Source organism: Streptomyces sp. NPDC042259 (assembly GCF_055582085.1).
In genome coordinates, this window is the sequence record NZ_JBVJDW010000003.1 from 322,648 (window position 1) to 341,835 (window position 19,188).

The window sequence follows — 19,188 nt, forward strand, 5'->3', positions numbered from 1 at the left end:
GACTTCGCAGTGATGAAGCGGCTCTCGCTGTCTCGCCGCCTGCGGTGTCTCCTGGTCGCCCCTCAGCGGCTGAGCGGTTCACTTCGTTCCTGGCCTGCACGCGTCTGAACCGGGGGCGCAGTGCCGCCTGCGCCCCCGGGTTCTGCATGAGTGGTCAGTTGACGAGCTGGGTGCCGCCGTGGGTGCCGTCCCTGTCGATGCGGGGCCACAGACCCACGTGACCGTTTTCCCAGATCACCAGGACGTCGTTTACGGCTCGGTACTGTGCATCGGCGAAGACGCCGGTCGTCAGAAGCCGGGCGCTCTTCCACGAGGAGCCGGCGTCCCTCAAGCTAGAGGTTTCATCCCACGTGCCGGTGTAGACACTGGAGTAGAGAGTTACCTGGCCGTTATCTCTGACGGTGAGAAGCTGAGCGTCTCCAAATTCTCCCGCACTGACGTGTGTAACGTTCTTCCACTTCTCGTCGGCTGTGGTGATCTGCTTCCATCCGCCGAGGCCCTTGCTGTCAACGTCGGCATACATGGACGTGGAGCCGTTTTCCCAAAGAACGACGAGGTCGTCTCGCAGACCGTTGTCCGTGAAGCGTCCGGCCGCGATGGATTTGGCGTTCTTCCAGAACGGGTTTTCTCCGCCGCCCGCCCGGAGCGTCTTCTCGCCGGTTGCCCCGTAGTGATTCAGGTGTGTGAATTCGGTTACTCCGCCGTCGGCCCAGCGGACGACTAGTCCGTCGGATCCCGTTGCTGCCTGTTGGTCGGCGAACTGGCCGCCGGTGACTGCTCTGGCGTCCTTCCACCTGCTTCCCGCACCGGCGATCCTGTGCTCCGCCACGAAGGGCGATGTTGTCTCCCGGTTGTCCGCTCCTTGGAACAGACTGGCTGAGCCGTCCTTCCATGCGACGAACAGGTCCATGCGGGTCTCACCGGGCCGACCCATGAAGTAGCCGGAGGCAGTAAGGGCCGCCTGGTCCCACGATCGCTTGGACAAGACACCGTGGTAGGCGACGGCAGACATCCAGTCTTCAAGGTCGTCGACTCGCGTGGCTGGCACGTTTCGGCAATCACCTGTCCACGAGGGCCCATTGATAGCGGCAATAGCGACGGGCCAAGGGAAGGGGCTTTTGGAAAGTTGCAGCTCCCTGTACACCGGGGCTCCGGTCTCCCCTTCACAGACCGCGGCCTCACCGGGCTTACCACCGCCGACTTCGACCGTGGTGGCCGTGGCACGGCCCAACTGCAGCGAGGGGGCGTACAGACGGTCCGGTGCCTCTCCGTCCTTGCCTCGCCCGTACCGGGCGAGACGTACCCCTTCGCCCTGTTTCACCGGGTCAGGGGGGTAAATGGAGTGGTTTCCGCCCAGGTCGCGTGCCAACTTGACCATCACGACGTCCCGGTCGTTTCGCGGCACGAGCTCTACGGCTTCTACGCGGGCACCGGGGTCGCGGGACAGTGCTGCACTGCCTGCTGTGACGGTGGTCTTGAGTTTCGGTGGACCACCGGCGATGTGGAAGCCCTTCGTGGGATCGTCGGCAAAGCAGCTGGCAGCGGTAACCACCCAGTCGGAGGCCACCATCCAACCCGTACAGCTGCGGCCACCGATGTCGAGTTTTGCGACGAAGCTGTACCGGTCCGCATCTTCTGCGCCCGCCGGGCTGGCGGCAAGCATTCCTGCCGGTAGTGCGATGCACAGAAGGCCGACCATCCGTGCGGCGAGTTTCCTCCTGAGCGCGGCCCCGGGCTTAGCTGACAAGTTCGATCCCGGTGTGCGTGCCCTCGGCGTCGACACCCGGGTACAGACCCAAGTTGCCGTTGTTCCAGCTGATCAGGATGTCGTTGACCTTGGAGTTGTCGCTGGTGAAGGAGCCAGTGGTGATGGTCTGCATGTTGTTCCAGGAAGACCCGGCATCGCGGATTTTTGTGCGGCCGTGGTAGCCCTTGGTATCGACGCCGGGGAAGACGCTGGTCTCGCCGTCCTTCCACTGGATGAGGAGGTCGGAGGTCTTCTTGCCGGTGAACTCGCCCGCGCTGATCTGTGCGGCGTTCTCCCAGGATTTGGTGGCCTCGGTCAGCTGGACGTGTCCCTTGAGGCCCTTGGTGTGGACGTCTGTGTACATGGAGGTGGAACCGTTCTCCCACAGGACCAGCACGTCGTCGCGCAGGCTGTTGCCGGCGAACCGGCCCGCCGTGACCAGGCGGGCGTTCTTCCAGAAGGGGTTCTTGTTTTCCTTGTCGCTTTTTTCCAGTTGTTTCTCGCCGTGGACGCCGTTCTGGTCGAGGTGTGCGTACTCAGTCACTTCACCGTCGGTCCATCGGACGAACAGACCGTCGCTGCCGCTGTCGGCGAAGCTGCCGCCGGTGATGGCCCGGGCGTACTGCCAAACGCTGTCCGCTTTGGCGATCGTGTGCTGGGTGGAGAAGGGGGTCTTGGTGTCGGTGCCGTCCGAGCCCTGGTAGAGGCTGGCCGAGCCGTTCTTCCAGACAACGAACAGGTCCATGCGCCGACCGCTGCCGGGGGAGCTGGTGAAGTAGCCCGAGGCCGTGTAGGCGGCCTTCTTCCAGTCGGCCCGGGGCAGCAGGTCCCGGGAGGCGACGGACTGTATCCACCGGGCGATGTCATCGGTCCGGGCGTCGATGGCGTCGGTGCGCGTCTCCGTCGGGTCGGTTCCCCGGCACCCGCCCTGCCGGGACTTGCTGTGGATAGCGACGAGTTCGTAACGGCCGTTGATTTCACGGAAGGCCGGGCCGCCGGTGTCGCCTTGGCATATCGCGGCGCCGTCAGTCTTCGCTGCCAGGGGGAGGGCGGTGCCCTTCGCCTCGCCGGCGGTGAACGTGGCTGTGTGAAGGCGCTGAGGAACCCACTCGTCCTTCGTGCGGCCGTATCCGGTGACCCGTAGGTCTTCGCCCGGCACTACCGGGTTGACGCCGATGCCGAGCGGGGTGATGCCCGTGACGGGCCGGGCCAAGCGGGCCATGACCAAGTCGCGGTCCGTGCGCGGTACGAGGTCGACGACGTCCACCGTCGTGCCGGCCTGCTGGGTGGCATCGACGCGGCCGATGGTTGCCGTGGTCTTCACCGCGGGGGCGCCCGCGGGGATCTTGGTGCTCTGGGCGGGGTTCTCGGCGAAACAGCTCGCGGCGGTCACCAGCCATTGTTGCTCTACCAAAGATCCAGAGCAGCTGCGCTTGCCCTCGCCGATGCTGAGCTGCGCCGTGAAACCGTAGGAATCGGTGAGCGGCTGGCCGACGACGGCGTTCGCCGAGGGGCCGGTAAGCAAGGCAGCTGTAGTGATGACTGTGATCAGTCCTGCCATCCGCGCGGTGCGCAGAGATATGCCGGGCATGGTTTTTGGTTCCTTGGCATGTGCGGTCCGGCGCTGCAGAAGGCGCCGAGGCGGGTAAAGAGCTGGGTGACAAGCAGTTGGCTGGTCAGCCTGTGATACGGAGTTCGACCAGGACCGTCTCCTGCCCGGAGTCACCTGCTTCGCCGATCGGCTTGTACTCGTTCTTCGGGACACTGATGACCGTGTCCTTGCCCCCGCCAGTGAGCTTGACCTGGGCAGGGTGGTCATTGGTCCAGACGCCGTACGCATCCGCCAATTGCATGGTGAGATAGCCCCGCTTGCCGATCACCGAAAAGCAGAAGTTCTTCTGGCCCGCCCGGGACTTCACCATCACGTCATACGCACCAGCGCAGTCGGTCAGGACAAGATGCCCGTCACCCCGGTACAGCGCGATTCCCTGCTCCTTCAAAATTTTCGCCGCACCCGGGTACTCGAAGTTCTCCACCGCGTAGGCCATGTCGTCATCGGCTGCCGCCGCAGTCACAGCGCGGGACTGCGTGACGGGGCGAGCCGCCGCCGTAACCGTATATCCGGACCATGCAGCAGCGATGACCGCAAGGCTCGCAATAACTATTCCTCGACCAAACAGTTTGATCATGACAACCCATCGATCCATGTACAGGAGAATTGCGTCGCTTATCGCTATAGGCAACGCAGTTGGGGTGACTGCAAAGCAGCAACAGCCACAACTAAATCGATGCCGAGCAGATCTAAAAGGACCTGTCCCGTCATCGGCGCCCACCTGGATGGGTGCGGCCCGTGCCCGTTCTCCGACGGCCAGGTTTCCCGGGGCTTCGGAGGCAGATCACCCGAACCAGTGCAGCCCAAACGCCCACCTCATGTCGAAGGTTGTCCGGTTTCCCAACTGAGCTGACAACCAGGTAAACCGCTGCTGAGCTGCACCGATGAGTTGGGTGAGGCGTCGAGGGCAGGTCGCCTGTCGCCTGCGCGTGCCCGCGAACGCCTAGATGCACGCCCCGTCGCCCCGGCTGCCGTCGCAGCAGGGGCGCGCGAGAGGGAGCTCCTGCTCCACCGCACGGGCTCCCGAAGCAGCTGAAGGCGCATATACCTCAGTTTCTGCCCTCATCGCCTGATGAGATGATTCCCACTACATATCAGCAGGCGTCCACCTACCAGGGGATGTGCGACGCCCCTGGTCGTCGAGAAAGGCCATGAGACAGTGGTGGATGGGGCAACGCCCTGCGGCGAAGCCGATGAGATCCGGGCTTCCGAGCCGGCCCAACCCGGCGAGTGCCTGCGACGGTTGCGGCGCGAGCGGGGGGTGTCGCTCTTGCAGTTGTCGCGGCTCGCCTTCTACAGCAAGGGGTATCTGAGCCGGGTTGAGAATGGTGAGAAACCATTGACCTTGGGTCTGGCCCGGGCTTGTGATCAGGCACTCGGCACTGACGGTGCACTGGAGCGGTTCGCGCAGGCGGCGGATACCGAATCGACCGGCAAGAACCGGTCCGTGAATATTGATGTGTGTCCGTACCTCGGATTGTCGTCCTTTGGACCTGATGAGGCGCAGTGGTTTTTCGGGCGTGAGAAAACCATCGCCGACCTCGTAGCGCGACTGGCGGAGCGGCTCGCTGGCGGTGGGTCAGGGCCGCTGATGGTGGTGGCACCTTCCGGGTCCGGCAAATCCTCGCTGTTGCGGGCGGGGCTTCTTCCGGCGCTTGCGCGAGGCGCGCTGCCGCCGCGAGGTTCGCATGCATGGCCCACCATGTTCCTCAGCCCGGGCGAGCGTCCCCTGGAGAAGCTGCTGGTGCAGTTGGCGGCCGCGAGTGGTATCGCCCACTCGGTTCTGGTCGAAGCGTGGGAGGAAGGTCTGGAACCGTTCAGTAAAAAGGTGAGGTCCGGTCTGGTTTTGTCGCCATGCGTCGATTGCGAAGACGGCGGCGGAATAGGTGGGGTGCGTTTTTGCCAGTCTCACTCCGCCGGCGAGCCCGCTGGGGGTGTGCCTGGTCTGGTCCTGGTGGTCGACCAGTTCGAGGAAGCCTTCACGCTCTGTCAGGACGATGACGAGCGCGGCGCTTTCGTTGCTGCCCTGCTGGCGTTGTCCGACAGTGTGGCTCGTGATGGTGGGCGGCCGCTCGTCCTGGTCATCCTCGGAGTACGAGCGGACTTCTACCACCGCTGTCTCGCGTTCCCCGGCCTGGCGCTCTCGCTGCAACGGGGACACGTGGCCCTGGCGCCGATGGACGAAGAGCAGCTGCGGGATGTCATCACCGGGCCGGCGGGCAAGGCCGGCCTGGCCGTGGAGCCTGGGCTGGTCGAGATCCTTCTTCGGGACGCGGGGCTGACGCCGGGCGCCCCGGGGCAGTCGCCTTCGCTGCGCCCAGGTGCTCTGCCTCTCCTGTCTCATGCCCTGCTGTGCACCTGGCAGCACCGCGAGGGGACCTCCCTGACAGTCGCCGGCTACCGATTGACCGGTGGACTCTCGGGGGCGGTGGCATCCACGGCGGAGCGCGCCTATCTGTCCTTGTCCTCCTCTCAGCAGGAGGCGGCCCGTCGTGTCCTCCTTCAGTTGGTGAATGTCGCCGACGAACGGGAGACGAGTCGTCCTGCACGCCGGGCCGATCTCCTGGAACTGGATCTGGACGCCGGGCGGGGTGACACGGCCGCCGTGCTTGAGGTGTTCACCGGTGCCCGACTGCTGACCCACGACGCCGACCGGGTAGAACTCACCCACGAAGTGCTGCTGTGCGCGTGGCCCCGGCTGCGCCGGTGGGTCCAGGACGACCGTGCGGGACTCCATGTCCGTCAGCGTCTGGCGGAAACGGCCTGTGCCTGGGAGGAGGAGGGCCGTGACGCGGGTCTGCTCTACCGCGGCGGTCGTCTGGCCGCCGCGAGGGAGTGGGCCGCCGCGCCGGGGGGCCGGAACGCACTCGGCTCCGTTACGCGGGCGTTCTTGGACGCCAGCATCCGGCACGACAGTGCCAAGAGGCTGGCGAAGAAGCGTCGCGTGACGCGATTGAGGGCTCTGTCGTCGGTTCTCGCCATCCTCCTCGTCCTGGCGCTGACCGCAGGTGTCGTGGCCTTCCAGCAGTGGCAGGCAGCTACGAACAATCACCGCCTGGCCCTTTCCCGGGAAGCGGCGGCCAAGGCGGATTTGCTCGCCCGCGAGTCCCCAGAGTCGGCGATGCTCTCCGCGCTCACGGCCTACCGCCACGCACCTACCGTCGAGGCTCGCGGCAGCCTCCTGAGCGCCTATGCCAGGCATCGGGCCAACGACCTCAACGGCCACCGGGTCACCGTCAACACCATCGTCTATTCTCCCGACGGGCGTACCGTGGCCACCGGGAGCGATGATCACACGGTGAAGCTCTGGGATACCGCTTCGGGCAAGGTCCTGGCCACGCTTGGGGGGCATACCGAAGGTGTTAACGCGCTCGCGTTTTCGCCCGACGGACGGACGCTCGCCTCCGCGAGCCACGACCGCAGCGTCAAGCTGTGGGACGTCGCGTCGCGCAGGATGCTCGCGACCTTCAAGGGGCACCAGGGCGGAGTTCTCGGCGTGGCATTCAGCCCCGACGGACGCACCGTGGCCACTGCTGGCCACGACCGCACGATCAGGCTGTGGGACACAGCGACGCGTCAGCAGACAGCCGAGCTGACCGGGCACGCCCAGCAGGTGATGGGGCTTGCGTTCTCCCCCGACAACCGGACGCTGGCCTCGGTGTGCAACGACCACACGGTCAAGCTGTGGGACACCGTCACCTTGAAGGAGTCCGCGACACTGGAAGGACACACCGACTCGGTGATGTCCGCGGCCTTCTCCCCCGACGGCCGGACACTGGCCACCGCGAGCGCGGACCGCACCGCACGTTTGTGGGACGTGGCCTCCCACCGACCGCTCGGAGTGCTCACCGGCCACACCGGGACGGTGGCACGCGTCGCATTCCTCCCCGACGGCCACGGTCTGGTGACCGCGAGCCAGGACCGCACACTACGGCTGTGGGACACCGCCACCCGTGAGACGACCACAACGCTCACCAGCGAGCAGCCCCTCAACGGGGCGTCCGTCAGTCCCGACGGCCATCACGTCGCCACCGTATCGGTCGATGCCTCCGGACCTGGCTCCTCCGAGGGCACCACCGGCGGAGCGCCTGGCGCCGGAATCTGGGACCTGACCGCCGGCCGGATGACGACCTCACTCGGCACGCGGCACACGCCTCTTGAAGTGGCCTTCTCTCCCGACGGCCGGATGCTTGCCATCGGTGACGCTGAAGGCCAGGTGAATCTGTGGGACAGCGACGGGCGTCAGCTGATCGCCACCCTCACTGGGCCTTCCGACGCCATCACCGCGCTGGCCTTCGCTCCCGACGGCCGGACACTGGCCGGCGCCGACACAAGCGGGACGGTGCGTCTGTGGAACGTGGCTTCCCACCGAACAGAAGCCACCCTCACGGGCCACACAAAGACGGTTCTCGCCCTCGCCTTCAGCCCCGACGGCCACTTCCTCGCCACGGCGGGCGAAGACCGCACGACGCGACTGTGGGACACCCGGTCCCACCGACCGGATCTCATCGGCGACCCGGACACCGAGACCGTGCATACCCTGGCCTTCAGCCCCGACGGGCGCACCCTGGCCTCAGGCTATGCCAACGGCTCGGTGAAGCTGTTCGACGTGAGGTCCCGCCGCGTCATAGCCGCCTTCCGCGGACAGTCGGCCACCACGTGGGCCGTGGCATTCAGCCCCGACGGCCGCTTTCTGGCCACGGCGGGATCCAACGGGGACATACGCCTGTGGGACACCACCACCCACCGCCAGACCCGGACACTCACCGGCCACACCGGAGTCATCAAGTCCCTGGCGTTCTCCCCCGACGGCCATACCCTGGCCAGTGGCAGCGCCGACCGAACCGTCCGTCTGTGGGACACCGGCAGTCATCGGACCACCGCCATCCTGACGGGCCACGACGACACCATCATCTCCCTCGCCTTCGCGCCCGACGGTCGCGCACTCGCCACGGCGAGCCTGGACCGGACGAGTCGCCTGTGGGAACTCGACACTGACGACGTCGCGGACCGCGTCTGCGCCCTCAGCACCACCCAGGAGTGGCCCGCTCTCATACCCGACCTCCCACACGGGGCGCCCTGCTCGTGACACTTCGGCAGCCGATCCGCCCGCCCACACGAGGGTCGGCTGCCCACGAGCAGAGCGAAGCCGCGCAGTAGTCAGCCGATCGGTGGGGTACCCGTTCCCGGCTTCATCGACTTCTCCACCATGGGCACCTGGAGTTCACCACTTTTGTCGTACAGCGACAGGGCCGCCCGCGCGGAAGTGCTTCTGTCAATGGTCTGGTCCGTCCACTCGACGAAACCCGTGTGCTGTGCGCCGTCACATCGCAAATCCTTCCCCGCCTTCGTCTCCTTTAGATACGTGGCACCGGCAGGAAGCGGGGGAAAGGAGGTGACAGTGACATCCAAGCGCTGAGTCGCCGAGTTACAGGCGTAATCGAAGGTGACGATCACCGAGGGCTTGATTCCCTGGCCTATGAAGATCTTTTTGACGCTCACAAACGGTGCCTTCGAATCAACCTTCACCGCCGACGAGGCGGCCTTCTCCGGCGCACGGCCGCCGTCGGCGGCTACTGCCGCCGTGGGAATCACTATGCCGAGTCCCACCGAGACCAATGTGTATACCCCTGCGGCGCGAAAGGCGATGCGCTTCACCAGCGTGCTCCTCAAACTGTCGGAAGAAAAACAAACGCCGGTGATGACCGGCACGCAAGAGTTCACCGCACCAGGAGCCGTGGTTGAAGCGTTGCCTGGTTTCCCGCTCGAGCGGGAAACCAGGCAACCTTGCGGCAGCTCCGGCCGGCCCCCGTATTCGACGCCATCCAGCACACCACTGTCTCGGGCCCCACCGGCACTTTTGAGTAGGCGGGCCAGCCCCCATGCCATGCGTTGGGACCGGCGTGCCGAGCACTCCGGCCGGCTGCCACCGCGGAGGTGCGCGGAGAGCACCTTGTAGTCCACGTGCGCGTTGTGCGCGCAGATCCACGAAACGCCCGGCCGGAAGCCCACATGGGTCAGGGCGTACACCCCAGTCATGCGGCGCCCACTGGTCTGACAACTCAACCTCGCGCCCCAGTAGGCCCCCAACGCGCCGTATGTACATACTTATTAAGGACATCATGCTCTTATGCACTGTCGTGCTCTTTCGTATGTGGGGGGTGACGAGGTGTCCCGTCCCCGTTCAGTCCGGACCGCGCGCGAAATCTCCAGGTCACGCTGCACCGGCGTCGGCTCGCCCAGGCGAGCGCCCATGCTGACCAGCCCGGCAGAGACATGCCGCCGGTGACGGGCGTGCTGACCGCCATCACCGGCGGGACCGGCTTTCTCGGCCTGCGCCTGGTTCGCGAGCTGCTCCTCCGGGGCGACCGTCTGTTGCTGCTGGCCCGCCCACACCGGATACCGGCGCACGTACGCTTCGAGCGGTTCCTGCGCGCGAGCGGCTCCGGCGAGAAGGAGATCCGGGCGGTCGGTGCCCTGCTGGAGACGGTTGAGGCCACGCTGACCGCACCGCTGCTCGGGCTCGGCCGTGAAGAGTTCCAGCGGCTGGCGGACCGCATCGACGTGCTGTGGCACTGTGCGGGGGAGATCTCCCTTTCCGCGACGCTGGAGCAGGTCCGCAGGGTCAACGTGTCCGGCACCCGGCATGTTCTGCAGCTGCTGTCGGCGGGAGAGCGGTGCCCGGTGCTGTACCACTGCAGCACGGTCGCTGTGGCGGGTGCCAGACCCTCCGGGGTGGTACGGGAAGAGCTGCTGGACGACTCCTTCGGCTTCAACTCCCCCTATGAACGCTCCAAGTTCGAGGCCGAGCAACTGGTGCGTCGCTGGGTGGAGGAGCAGGGTGGCCGTGCCGTCATCGTCCGTCCCAGCGGCCTGATCACCGACCGCCCCGCCTACCCGGACGGGCCGGACCATCCGTTGCGGACCTACGTCCACGCGCTCACCACCGTGCTGTCCCGCCATCTGGGCGTAGCTCGTCGCCGGGAGCCACTGGTCGTGCCGATGGCCCCCGGCGCCTGCACGAACCTGCTGCCGGTGGAGTACGCCGCTTTCGCGATGGCCGAGCTGCCGCTGCGCTGCACGCCGTCAGCACTGCGGATCTACCACTTGGTCAACCGCCACCATCTGCCGAACACCGACTTGGCCGACGCGCTCTCCGACCGTCTCGGCGTCCCCGTGCGGCTGGACGCGGCCTCCGACGGGCCGGTCACCCCGGAGGCACGGGAGTACGAGCGGCTGCTGCCCATGTACGCCGCCTGGCACCACATCGCCCGGACCTACGACGACCGCAACCTCTCGGCCCTGGGGCTGGCCTATCCCGGCAAGCCGCCGATCGACACACGCTATCTCGCCCTGGCTCTGCGCTGACCGCCCATGCGCGCGTAGGAAACCGCTCCTCCCGCCTCCACCAGCAAGGAGACCTCGTGACCGCGCAGCCCACACCCCGCCGGACCGATCTCGCCATCGCCGTCGTCGGCGTCGCCTGCCGGCTGCCCGGCGGCATCAACGCACCGGACGAGCTGTGGACGGCGCTGGAGAAGGGCCGGGACCTGGTGACCGAGGTACCCGCCGACCGCTTCGACGCCTCCCGCTTCCTGGACCCCGACGCCGCACGGCCCGGCAAGACCTACACCACGGCCGGGGGATTCCTCGACGGCATCACCGGTTTCGACCCGGGCTACTTCGGCATCTCACCCCGCGAAGCCGCCCGCATGGACCCCCAGCAGCGGCTGCTGCTGGAGATGGCCGCCGAGGCACTGGACGACGCCGGCGTGAGCGCCGACCAGGCCGCGGGCTCCGACACCGCGGTCTTCATCGGCTCCGCCGGGACACCCCACCTGGGCTTGATGAGCTTGGTCCCCGACGAGACCGACGCGTACACCATGACCGGAGGCACCCTCTCCATCATCGCCAACCGGCTCTCCTACGCTTTCGACCTGCGGGGGCCCAGCATGGCGGTGGACACCGCCTGTTCCTCAGCGCTCGTAGCGGTGCACCAAGCCTGCGAGGCCCTGCGCAGCGGGCGCAGCCGCATGGCGTTCGCCGGGGGGATCGGCCTGCTGACGGACCCGCTTCCGTACATCGGCTTCTCCAAAGCGTCGATGCTTTCGCCCACCGGCCGGTGCCGGGCCTTCTCCGCCGACGCGGACGGCTTCGTCCGGGCCGAGGGAGGCGGCCTGTTCCTCCTCAAGCCGCTCGCGGACGCCGTGGCCGACGGGGACCGGGTGCACGCGGTGATCGAAACCAGCAGCGTCAACACCGACGGCCGTACGCAAGGGCTGGCCCTGCCCAGCAGCGACGCTCAGGAGGCGCTGCTGCGCAGGGTCTATAAGGATGCCGGGATCGGCGCCGATGAGCTGGTGTATTTCGAGGCGCACGGGACCGGCACCCAAGCCGGTGACTTCGCTGAGTGCCGGGCCGTGGGCCGTGCGCTCGGCCGGGCGCGCACGGTGGGGCCGCTGCCCATCGGGGCGGTCAAGAGCAACCTGGGCCATCTTGAGGCCGCCGCCGCGGTGCCGGGCTTGCTGAAGGCGATCCTGGTGCTGCGCCACGGACTGATCCCCCGGACCCTGCACGCCGAACCGCCCTCGGACGACATCGACTTCGCCGGGCTGGGACTGGAACCCGCACTGCGGCCGACGCCGCTGCCCGTCCGCGAGGGCCGCGGTCTGGTGGGGGTGAACTCCTTCGGCTTCGGCGGGGCGAACGCGCACGTGGTGCTCGGCCCCGCACCAGTCAACGGCATCGACGCGGAGCACACCGCTGGCCGGCAGGGTGCCGGGGCCGTGCCGGTGATGGTCTCGGCCCGCTCGCAGGAGGCGCTGGCGGTCGCGGTCCAGCGGATGGCCGACCATCTGGAAGACACCGCACCGGGCGCCTTCTACGACACCGCCTACACCGCCACGTGCCGCCGGACCGCCCATGCTTACCGTGCCGCGGTCCTGGCCCGCACCCCGCAGGAGGCCGCCGACCGGCTGAGGCAGTGGGCCTCCTCCCTGACTCTGCCTCCCGCACCGGTAACCGGTCGCGACGAGGCAGGTGGGACGGTCTTCGCCTTCTCGGGCAACGGATCGCAGTGGCAGGGCATGGGAGTACGGCTGCTGGACGAAGAGGCCGCCTTCCGCAGCGCGGTCGAAGAGGCCGATGCCGCGCTGGTTCCGCTGCTGGGCCACTCGGTGATCGAGGAGATGACCGCGCCCGCCGGCCGTTCCCGTATGGACCGCACCGAAGTCGCCCAACCAGCCCTGTTCGCCGTCCAGCTGGGCCTGGTCGCCGCCCTCGCCGAGCGCGGAGTCCGGCCGGATGTGGTGCTCGGGCACAGTGTCGGGGAAATCGCCGCGGCCCACGTCGCCGGGGCACTCGACCTTCCCGCCGCCGCGCGCCTGGTGGCCGTGCGCAGCCGGCTGCAGGCCACCACCGCGGGGACGGGCCGGATGGCCGCGCTCGGACTGCCCGAGGAAGAGGCGCGTACGTTGCTGCTCCCTTACGGTGGGCGGTTGGAGATCGCCGCGGTCAACAGCTCGCGTGATGTGACCGTCAGCGGCCAGAGCGCGGCGTTGGCCGAGCTGGCAGGTGAGTTGGAGGATTCGGACGTCTTCTTCCGCCCGCTGGACCTTGACTACCCCTATCACAGCAAGCTCATGGAGGGTCTTGCCGAGCCCTTGCGGCAGGCGCTGGCCGGTCTGCGGCCCGGCCCCTTGCGCCTGCCGTTCGCCTCCACCGTTACCGGGCTGCTGTGGGAGGGGCAGGACGGAGCGAGGCTGGATGCCGAATACTGGTGTCAGAACCTGCGCCGGCCGGTGCTCTTCCACCGGGCCGCCACCGCCGCCCTCGGCCATGGCTGCGGCGCGTTCGTCGAAATCGGACCGCACCCGGTGTTGAAGACCTACCTGCGGCGCGCCGGTGAGACGGCACACCGCCCGGCCGACGTGTTGCCCACCCTCCAGCGTCACCGGCCCGGCCCGGACGCCCTCGACGAGACGGCCGCCGGGCTCCTGGCCGCCGGAGCCGGTGACCGGACGTTCTTCTTCCCCGCACCCGGCAAGGTCACCGACCTGCCGCCCTACCCCTGGCAGCGTGAGGAGTATCCTCTGCCGCCGCCGCAGACGCGCACGCGCACCTGTGGTGACGGCACCCTCGACCATCCACTGCTGGGCGAGCGTGCCGCGTCCTTGGAACCGAGCTGGCACCAGCGCCTGGACGCCGCCCGGCTGGCCTGGATCGCCGACCACCAGGTCGACGGATCGGTGCTGATGCCGGCCGCCGGCTACATCGAGATGGCGCTCGCCGCCGGCACCCGGATGTTCCAGGCACCCGTCGAGGTCACCGCCCTGACGTTCCAGCCCCTCACCCTGCCCTGGCAAGAGCCGGACATGAACCTCTGGCTGCACACCTCGCTGTCCGACGAGGACGGGCTGCTGCGCGTGGCCGCCCGCAACGGCGGTCCCGGCCGGCCCTGGTATCCGCATGCCCGCGGACGCGTACGCCGCCTGCTCGGCACGCCTCCGCGACCACTGGACCTCAAAACCCTCGGCCATGGTCTTTCCCGCCACCTCGACGCGCAGCGGATGTACCAGCACGCCCGGCGCCTCGGCCTGGACTACGGCCCCTCCTTCCGAGTCCTGCGCGAGGTGCGCACCGACGGCACGCGGGCCGTCGCCCGCTACCAGGCCGACCACCTGGACACCACCGGCTACCTGGCTCACCCGGTCATCATCGACGGCGCCCTCCAGGCCGGCGCCGCCCTCCTGGACTCCACTGCCGACACGGCGTTCCTGCCGGCCGCCATCGATGACATCCGCGCCTGGCGCCCGGCCCCGACGACCGGCTACGTCCAGGTGCACCGGCGCGCGGGCACCAGCCGTGAAGTGGTGTGGGATGTGGCGCTGACCGATGGCGAAGGCACTGTCTGCCTGGAGATCATCGGCTGCCGTCTACGCAGCTTCGATGCAGCCGGCCGTCCGCCGCTGCACACCGGCACGACAGAACTGCGCTTGTCCTCCCACCCCCACACGCCTCACGTCGAGGTACCGCTGCCCGCCCTCGACGCCCTCAAGCCGACCATGGACATGCTGTGCCGTAGGCTCGGAGCCGGAGAGGAAGTCCCTCGCAGCCTCGCCGCGTTGGAAGATCTCAAGCGGATGACCGCGCACTACGCCTACCGGGCCCTGGCCGAGCTGGCGCCCGAACACACCTCGATCACGTGGGGCGACCTGGAAGCGGCCGGTGTGCTGCCCGCATACCGTCCCCTGCTCGACGTGCTGCTCGCCGTCGCCCAGGACCACGGCCTCCTCACGGGCGCGGATTCCTTCCGTACCGGGGGGCCGTGCCGGCCGGCCTCCGGTCAGATTCCCCAGATCTCGGAGCTGTTCACCGACACGTTGCTGCGCGGCCCCGAAGCCGCCATCGCCGGTCTGTGCGGCCGGAGGCTGCCCGACGTCCTGACCGGGCGCTGCGATCCGCTGGAGCTGATGTTCTCCGAATCGGGCCGCCCCCTGCTCGAGGAGCTCTACACCTCCTCGGGTCAGGGCTGGGCGGGCAACCTCGTCGTCGCCACCTGTTTGGAGTCCTTGGTGGCTCTGTGGCCCGCAGGCCGGCCGCTGCGGATCCTGGAGGTCGGGGCCGGCACCGGCTCCACCACCGCGGTCCTGCTACCGCACCTGCCGCACCAGCGCGTCCAGTACGTCTTCACCGACGTCTCGGAAGCGTTCTTCCCCCGAGCACGGGCCAGGCTCGCCGCCCACGACTTCGTCGAATACCGCACCCTGGACCTCGACCGCCAACCTGCCGAGCAGGGCTGGTACGAAGGCTCCTTCGACATCGTCATCGCCGCCAACGTCCTGCACGCCACCCAGGACGTGCGCCGCAGTGTGCACCACCTGGCCCACCTACTGGCCGACGGCGGCTATCTGTTCGCGCTGGAGCTCCATGACGTCTCCGCCTACGCCCCGGTCTTCGGACTGCTGACCAGCTTCTGGAACCGCACAGACCTCGAAGAGCGCCCCACCGCACCTCTGCTCCCGCGAGACCGCTGGCACGAGCTGCTCCTGGAATGCGGCTTCAGCCGCACCCTCTTCCCCAGCGCCGAAGGCCGGCTGGAGAAACTCCTGTCGTACGTCTCGGGTTTCCTGGGGCAGCGGCAACGCCGTGCCGTCCCCCTCCCCACCCTCCCGCTCCCGCCGGCCCCGGCCGACTCCCGGTGGATCATCGCCGCCCGCCCCGGCTGCCCGCTGGCGCTCGAACTCGCCGATGCCCTCACGGCCGCGGGCGCCACGGTGCGTATCACCGGCGGTACCAGCGAGGAGAGCTGGAACGTTCCCGGTGACGCCTCCTCGGTCACCGCCGTGCTCCTCGCCGACACCGAGACCGGTGCGGCGGACGTCTCCGCGCGGGATGCTGTCACGCGCTCAACCTGCTACGCGGCTGCCCTGAGGGCATTCGTCACCGCCACCGCTCAGCTGCCCGCTGCCACGCCCCGGGCCCTGTGGCTGGTGGCCCCTGCCGACAGCCGGTCGCCGTCTCCCGAGCCCTCCACCGTGGCTGCCGCGGCGGCCTGGGGCATGGCCCGCACGCTCGCCAACGAACACCCGGCCATCACCGTCCGCCGACTCGCCGCGAACCTCGACGGCGACCCCCGCGCGGCCGCCCGAAGGGTGGCGTGCGAACTGCTCGGCCCCGACGACGAAGACGAAATCGTCCTTGCGCACGGCGGCCGTTACGTCCCCCGTCTGACGAACCGGATGCCTCGGGCCGCGGACACCACGCCTGCGGACGGCGACAGTTTCGCCCTGCACGTCCGGCAACCGGGCCCTCGCTACCAACTGGTCTGGCGTCCGGAGGCGCCACCGGCCCCGCCGGGCCCGGACGAGATGGCCGTCCAGGTGCGCGCCGCGGCTCTCAACTACCGTGACGTGCTGCAGGCGCAGGGGATTCTGCCGCAGCCCACCGGCTGCGATGGCCCGGAGTACCCGGCAGGCTTCGAGTGCGCCGGCGTCGTGACCGCCGTGGGCGAGCGGGTGACCGGTTTTGCCCCGGGCGACCGTGTGTACGCCATGGCGTACGGAGCCCTGCGCTCACATCTGACCATCGATCACCGTTGTGCCGGCCTGCTCCCCGACGGCATGGACTTCGCCGAAGCCGCGACGCTCCCGATCGCCTTTCTCACCGCCGAATACGCCCTCGGCCACGTCGCGCGCCTGGCCTCCGGGCAGACGGTTCTCATCCACGCGGCGGCCGGCGGAGTGGGGCTGGCCGCTCTTCAGTACGCGCGGCGCGCCGGGGCCCACGTGATCGCCACCGCGGGCACGCCGCACAAACGCAACCTCCTGCACATGCTGGGCGTCGAGCATGTCGCCGACTCCCGCAGCCTCGGCTTCGCCGAACAGGTGATGGCTGCCACCAGCGGCCAGGGGGTCGACGTCGTCCTCAACTCCCTCAGCGGCGAAGCCGTCTCCCGCAGCCTGGAACTCCTCAAACCCGGCGGCCGTTTCGTCGAACTGGGAAAGCGCGACTTCTACACCAACGAGCGCCTCTTGCTCCGCCCCTTCCTTCAAGCACTCTCGTTCAGCGCCGTCGAACTCACCACGACCGTTCTGTCCGAGCCCCGCGAGGTGCAGCGCCACTTCTCCCAGGTCGTCGAGGCAGTGACGGCGGGCGCCTTGCGCCCCTTGCCGCACTGGGTACGGCCGGCCGGCGACGCCGAGCAGGCATTCGCGCTGATGCAGCACTCCCGGCACATCGGCAAACTCGTGCTCACCCTTGACGACCCTCCATTGCTGACCGCCCGGGAGAGGCTGCCGCAGTTGGAACCACACGGGACCTACCTGGTGACCGGTGGCCTGGGCGGCTTCGGTGCGACCACCGCACGGTGGCTGGCCGAGCGCGGTGCCCGCCACCTCGCCCTGGTGGGGCGCCGCGGCACCGCCACGCCCGGCGCGGACCGCCTCCTGGAAGACCTGAGCAGCCAAGGCGTGCACGTCACGGCCCACGCGGTCGACGCCGCCGACATCGAAGCCATGCGCACGGTCTTCGAGCAGGCCGATGATCAGGGGCACCCCGTACGGGGCGTCGTGCACGCGGCGATGCACCTCGACGACGCTCCGCTGGCGGACCTCGACGACACCCGCGTCGAAACGGTCCTGCGCCCCAAGATCGGCGGCGCCCTGGTCCTGGACGAGCTGACCCGCGGACGCGAACTCGACCTGTTCGTCCTGTACTCCTCCGCCGCCGCCGTGATCGGCAACCCCCTCCAGGCCCCCTACGCCGGCGCCAACATCGCCCTGGAAGCACTGGCACGCGCCCGTCGGCGGCGCGGCGAGCCGGGCATGGCCGTGGCCTGGGGCGCCATCGGCGAAACCGGCTACACCGCCCGCATGAAGCTCGACAAGCTGCTCGAGGGCAAGGGACTGGCACCGACCTCCCCCCAGGAGGCACTCGCCCGGCTCGGCCACCTCCTCACCAGCGGCGCCGACGTCGCTGTCGTCGGCCGGATGCGATGGGACGCCCTGCTCTCCTACTGCCCCACAGCCGACGCACCCCGTCTGAGCCACCTCGTCAACAGCGCACGGGACGTGGCCGGACACAGTCCCACGGACCTTCGCCGCCACCTGGCCACCCTGCCGCCCGAAGAAGCCCGCGCCTTGGCGCTAACGGCGCTCGCCGAACTGGCCGCCGCCGTCCTGCAGACCACGCCCGAGCAGGTCCCCGCCGACCGCCCCTTGGCGGAACTGGGCATGGACTCCCTGATGTCCGCCGAACTCGCCGTCAACATCCGGCACCAGTTCGACTGCGAGGTCTCCTCCCTCCAAACCCTCACGAACCCCACCCTCACCGATCTCACCGACCTCGTCCTCACCCAGCACACATCCCCGCCCGCGCCGGCCACCGTGCCCGCCCAAGACGACGGCCCCCGCGTCACTTCCGGAGGGCCCACGTGATTCCCCACCCGACCGACGGCACCGGTGCGACCGACGCGCTCCGGCTCCCGCAGCACCCGCGGCAGCCCGACGCAGCGGTCAGCCTGTACTGCCTGCCGTTCCTCGGCGAGAGCGCCGACTTCTACCACCCCTTGTGCCACGCACTACCCCATTGGATCGAAGCCCGCCCCGTCGAACTCCCCGGTCACGGCACACGACGCAGGGAACCCGCGGTACGAGAGGTGCGCCTCCTGGCCCAGCACCTGGCCGACATCATCAACACCGATGGCCCAAGGCGTCCGTTCGCGCTGTTCGGCCACTGCAGCGGCGGCTTGATCGCCTTCGAAACAGCCCGGCTGCTCAACCAACGCCGGCAGCACCGGCCGCTGCTGCTGGCAGTCTCCGCGATGTGCCCCCCGCCCCTGATCGCCGGGCTCATCAGAAAACTCTCCCCCCGTCAGCTCACCCGCCTGGGCGCCGAACTCGCCAGCCACCGCGCCCTACGCCAGGCAAGCTCACACGCCATCATCAAGGGCGACTTCTTCATCCCTCTGCGCTACCACTACCGCGAGGACACACCACTGCCCTGCCCCATCAGCACTTTCACCGGACAGAACGACCCGATCATCCCGCCGGACAGCATGAACGGCTGGGCCGCACTGACCAGCCACCGGCTGCGCAACCGCATCTACCCAGGCGGCCACTTCTACCTCACCCATCACTGGCCCGACGTGGCCCGCAACCTCACGCACGACCTGAGCACCACCCTGTGCCAAAGCCCAGCACCCCAGCCTCCACCGCCACCTCCCCCCACGTAAACGGCTCATACGACGGTCGCACCCGTCGTGTCACTCATACGGTTAAGAACGCAGTGCGAACCTCCCTGTACGGCGCTCGCCAGTCCGACAATGCAA

At 68.5% G+C, this 19,188-nt stretch carries 8 protein-coding genes; 4 read left to right on the forward strand and 4 right to left on the reverse strand.

Annotation, left to right across the window (positions count from 1 at the left end; all coding sequences use genetic code 11):
• Positions 1 to 154: 154 nt before the first annotated feature.
• From ACZ6MA_RS10505 to ACZ6MA_RS10515, 3 genes are all read right to left on the reverse strand, one after another.
• On the reverse strand, positions 155 to 1,747 hold the full coding sequence (locus tag ACZ6MA_RS10505) for a trypsin-like serine protease (protein ID WP_469432687.1): 1,593 nt from the start codon (positions 1,745 to 1,747) through the stop codon (positions 155 to 157).
• Positions 1,737 to 3,338, reverse strand: coding sequence for a S1 family peptidase (locus ACZ6MA_RS10510; RefSeq protein WP_469432688.1), 1,602 nt, complete (start codon positions 3,336 to 3,338; stop codon positions 1,737 to 1,739). Before ACZ6MA_RS10510 ends, ACZ6MA_RS10505 begins: the two co-directional genes overlap by 11 nt.
• 85 nt (positions 3,339 to 3,423) lie before the next feature.
• Positions 3,424 to 3,936, reverse strand: a complete 513-nt coding sequence (locus tag ACZ6MA_RS10515; RefSeq protein ID WP_469432690.1) for a hypothetical protein — start codon at positions 3,934 to 3,936, stop codon at positions 3,424 to 3,426.
• 585 nt (positions 3,937 to 4,521) lie between these two features.
• On the opposite strand from ACZ6MA_RS10515, the gene ACZ6MA_RS10520 reads away from it, so the two are divergent.
• Positions 4,522 to 8,448, forward strand: a complete 3,927-nt coding sequence (locus ACZ6MA_RS10520) for an nSTAND1 domain-containing NTPase (RefSeq protein WP_469433138.1) — start codon at positions 4,522 to 4,524, stop codon at positions 8,446 to 8,448.
• 71 nt (positions 8,449 to 8,519) lie between these two features.
• Here the strand turns inward: ACZ6MA_RS10520 and ACZ6MA_RS10525 are convergent, their stop codons facing one another.
• Positions 8,520 to 9,323: a hypothetical protein gene (locus tag ACZ6MA_RS10525; protein ID WP_469432692.1), complete on the reverse strand. Its 804-nt coding sequence runs from the start codon at positions 9,321 to 9,323 to the stop codon at positions 8,520 to 8,522.
• 321 nt (positions 9,324 to 9,644) lie between these two features.
• Between ACZ6MA_RS10525 and ACZ6MA_RS10530 the strand changes: the two genes are divergently transcribed.
• The 3 genes from ACZ6MA_RS10530 to ACZ6MA_RS10540 are packed head-to-tail and all read left to right on the forward strand — an operon-like array spanning position 9,645 to position 19,092.
• The gene (locus tag ACZ6MA_RS10530) at positions 9,645 to 10,727 is read left to right on the forward strand and encodes an SDR family oxidoreductase (protein ID WP_469432694.1); all 1,083 of its coding nucleotides are present in this window, start codon (positions 9,645 to 9,647) and stop codon (positions 10,725 to 10,727) included.
• Between the two features lie 56 nt (positions 10,728 to 10,783).
• Entirely contained in the window at positions 10,784 to 18,295 is a 7,512-nt protein-coding gene (locus ACZ6MA_RS10535; protein WP_469432695.1) for a type I polyketide synthase, read from the forward strand.
• Complete coding sequence (locus ACZ6MA_RS10540; protein WP_469432697.1) at positions 18,292 to 19,092, forward strand: thioesterase II family protein; 801 nt, start codon at positions 18,292 to 18,294, stop codon at positions 19,090 to 19,092. The genes ACZ6MA_RS10535 and ACZ6MA_RS10540 overlap by 4 nt, the downstream gene beginning before the upstream one ends.
• Positions 19,093 to 19,188: the final 96 nt, after the last annotated feature.

Excerpts from the sequence above, each read along its gene's own strand:
- ACZ6MA_RS10510 (WP_469432688.1), bottom strand. The coding sequence starts at position 3,338 with ATGCCCGGCATATCTCTGCGCACCGCGCGGATGGCAGGACTGATCACA.
- ACZ6MA_RS10515 (WP_469432690.1), bottom strand. The coding sequence starts at position 3,936 with ATGATCAAACTGTTTGGTCGAGGAATAGTTATTGCGAGCCTTGCGGTC.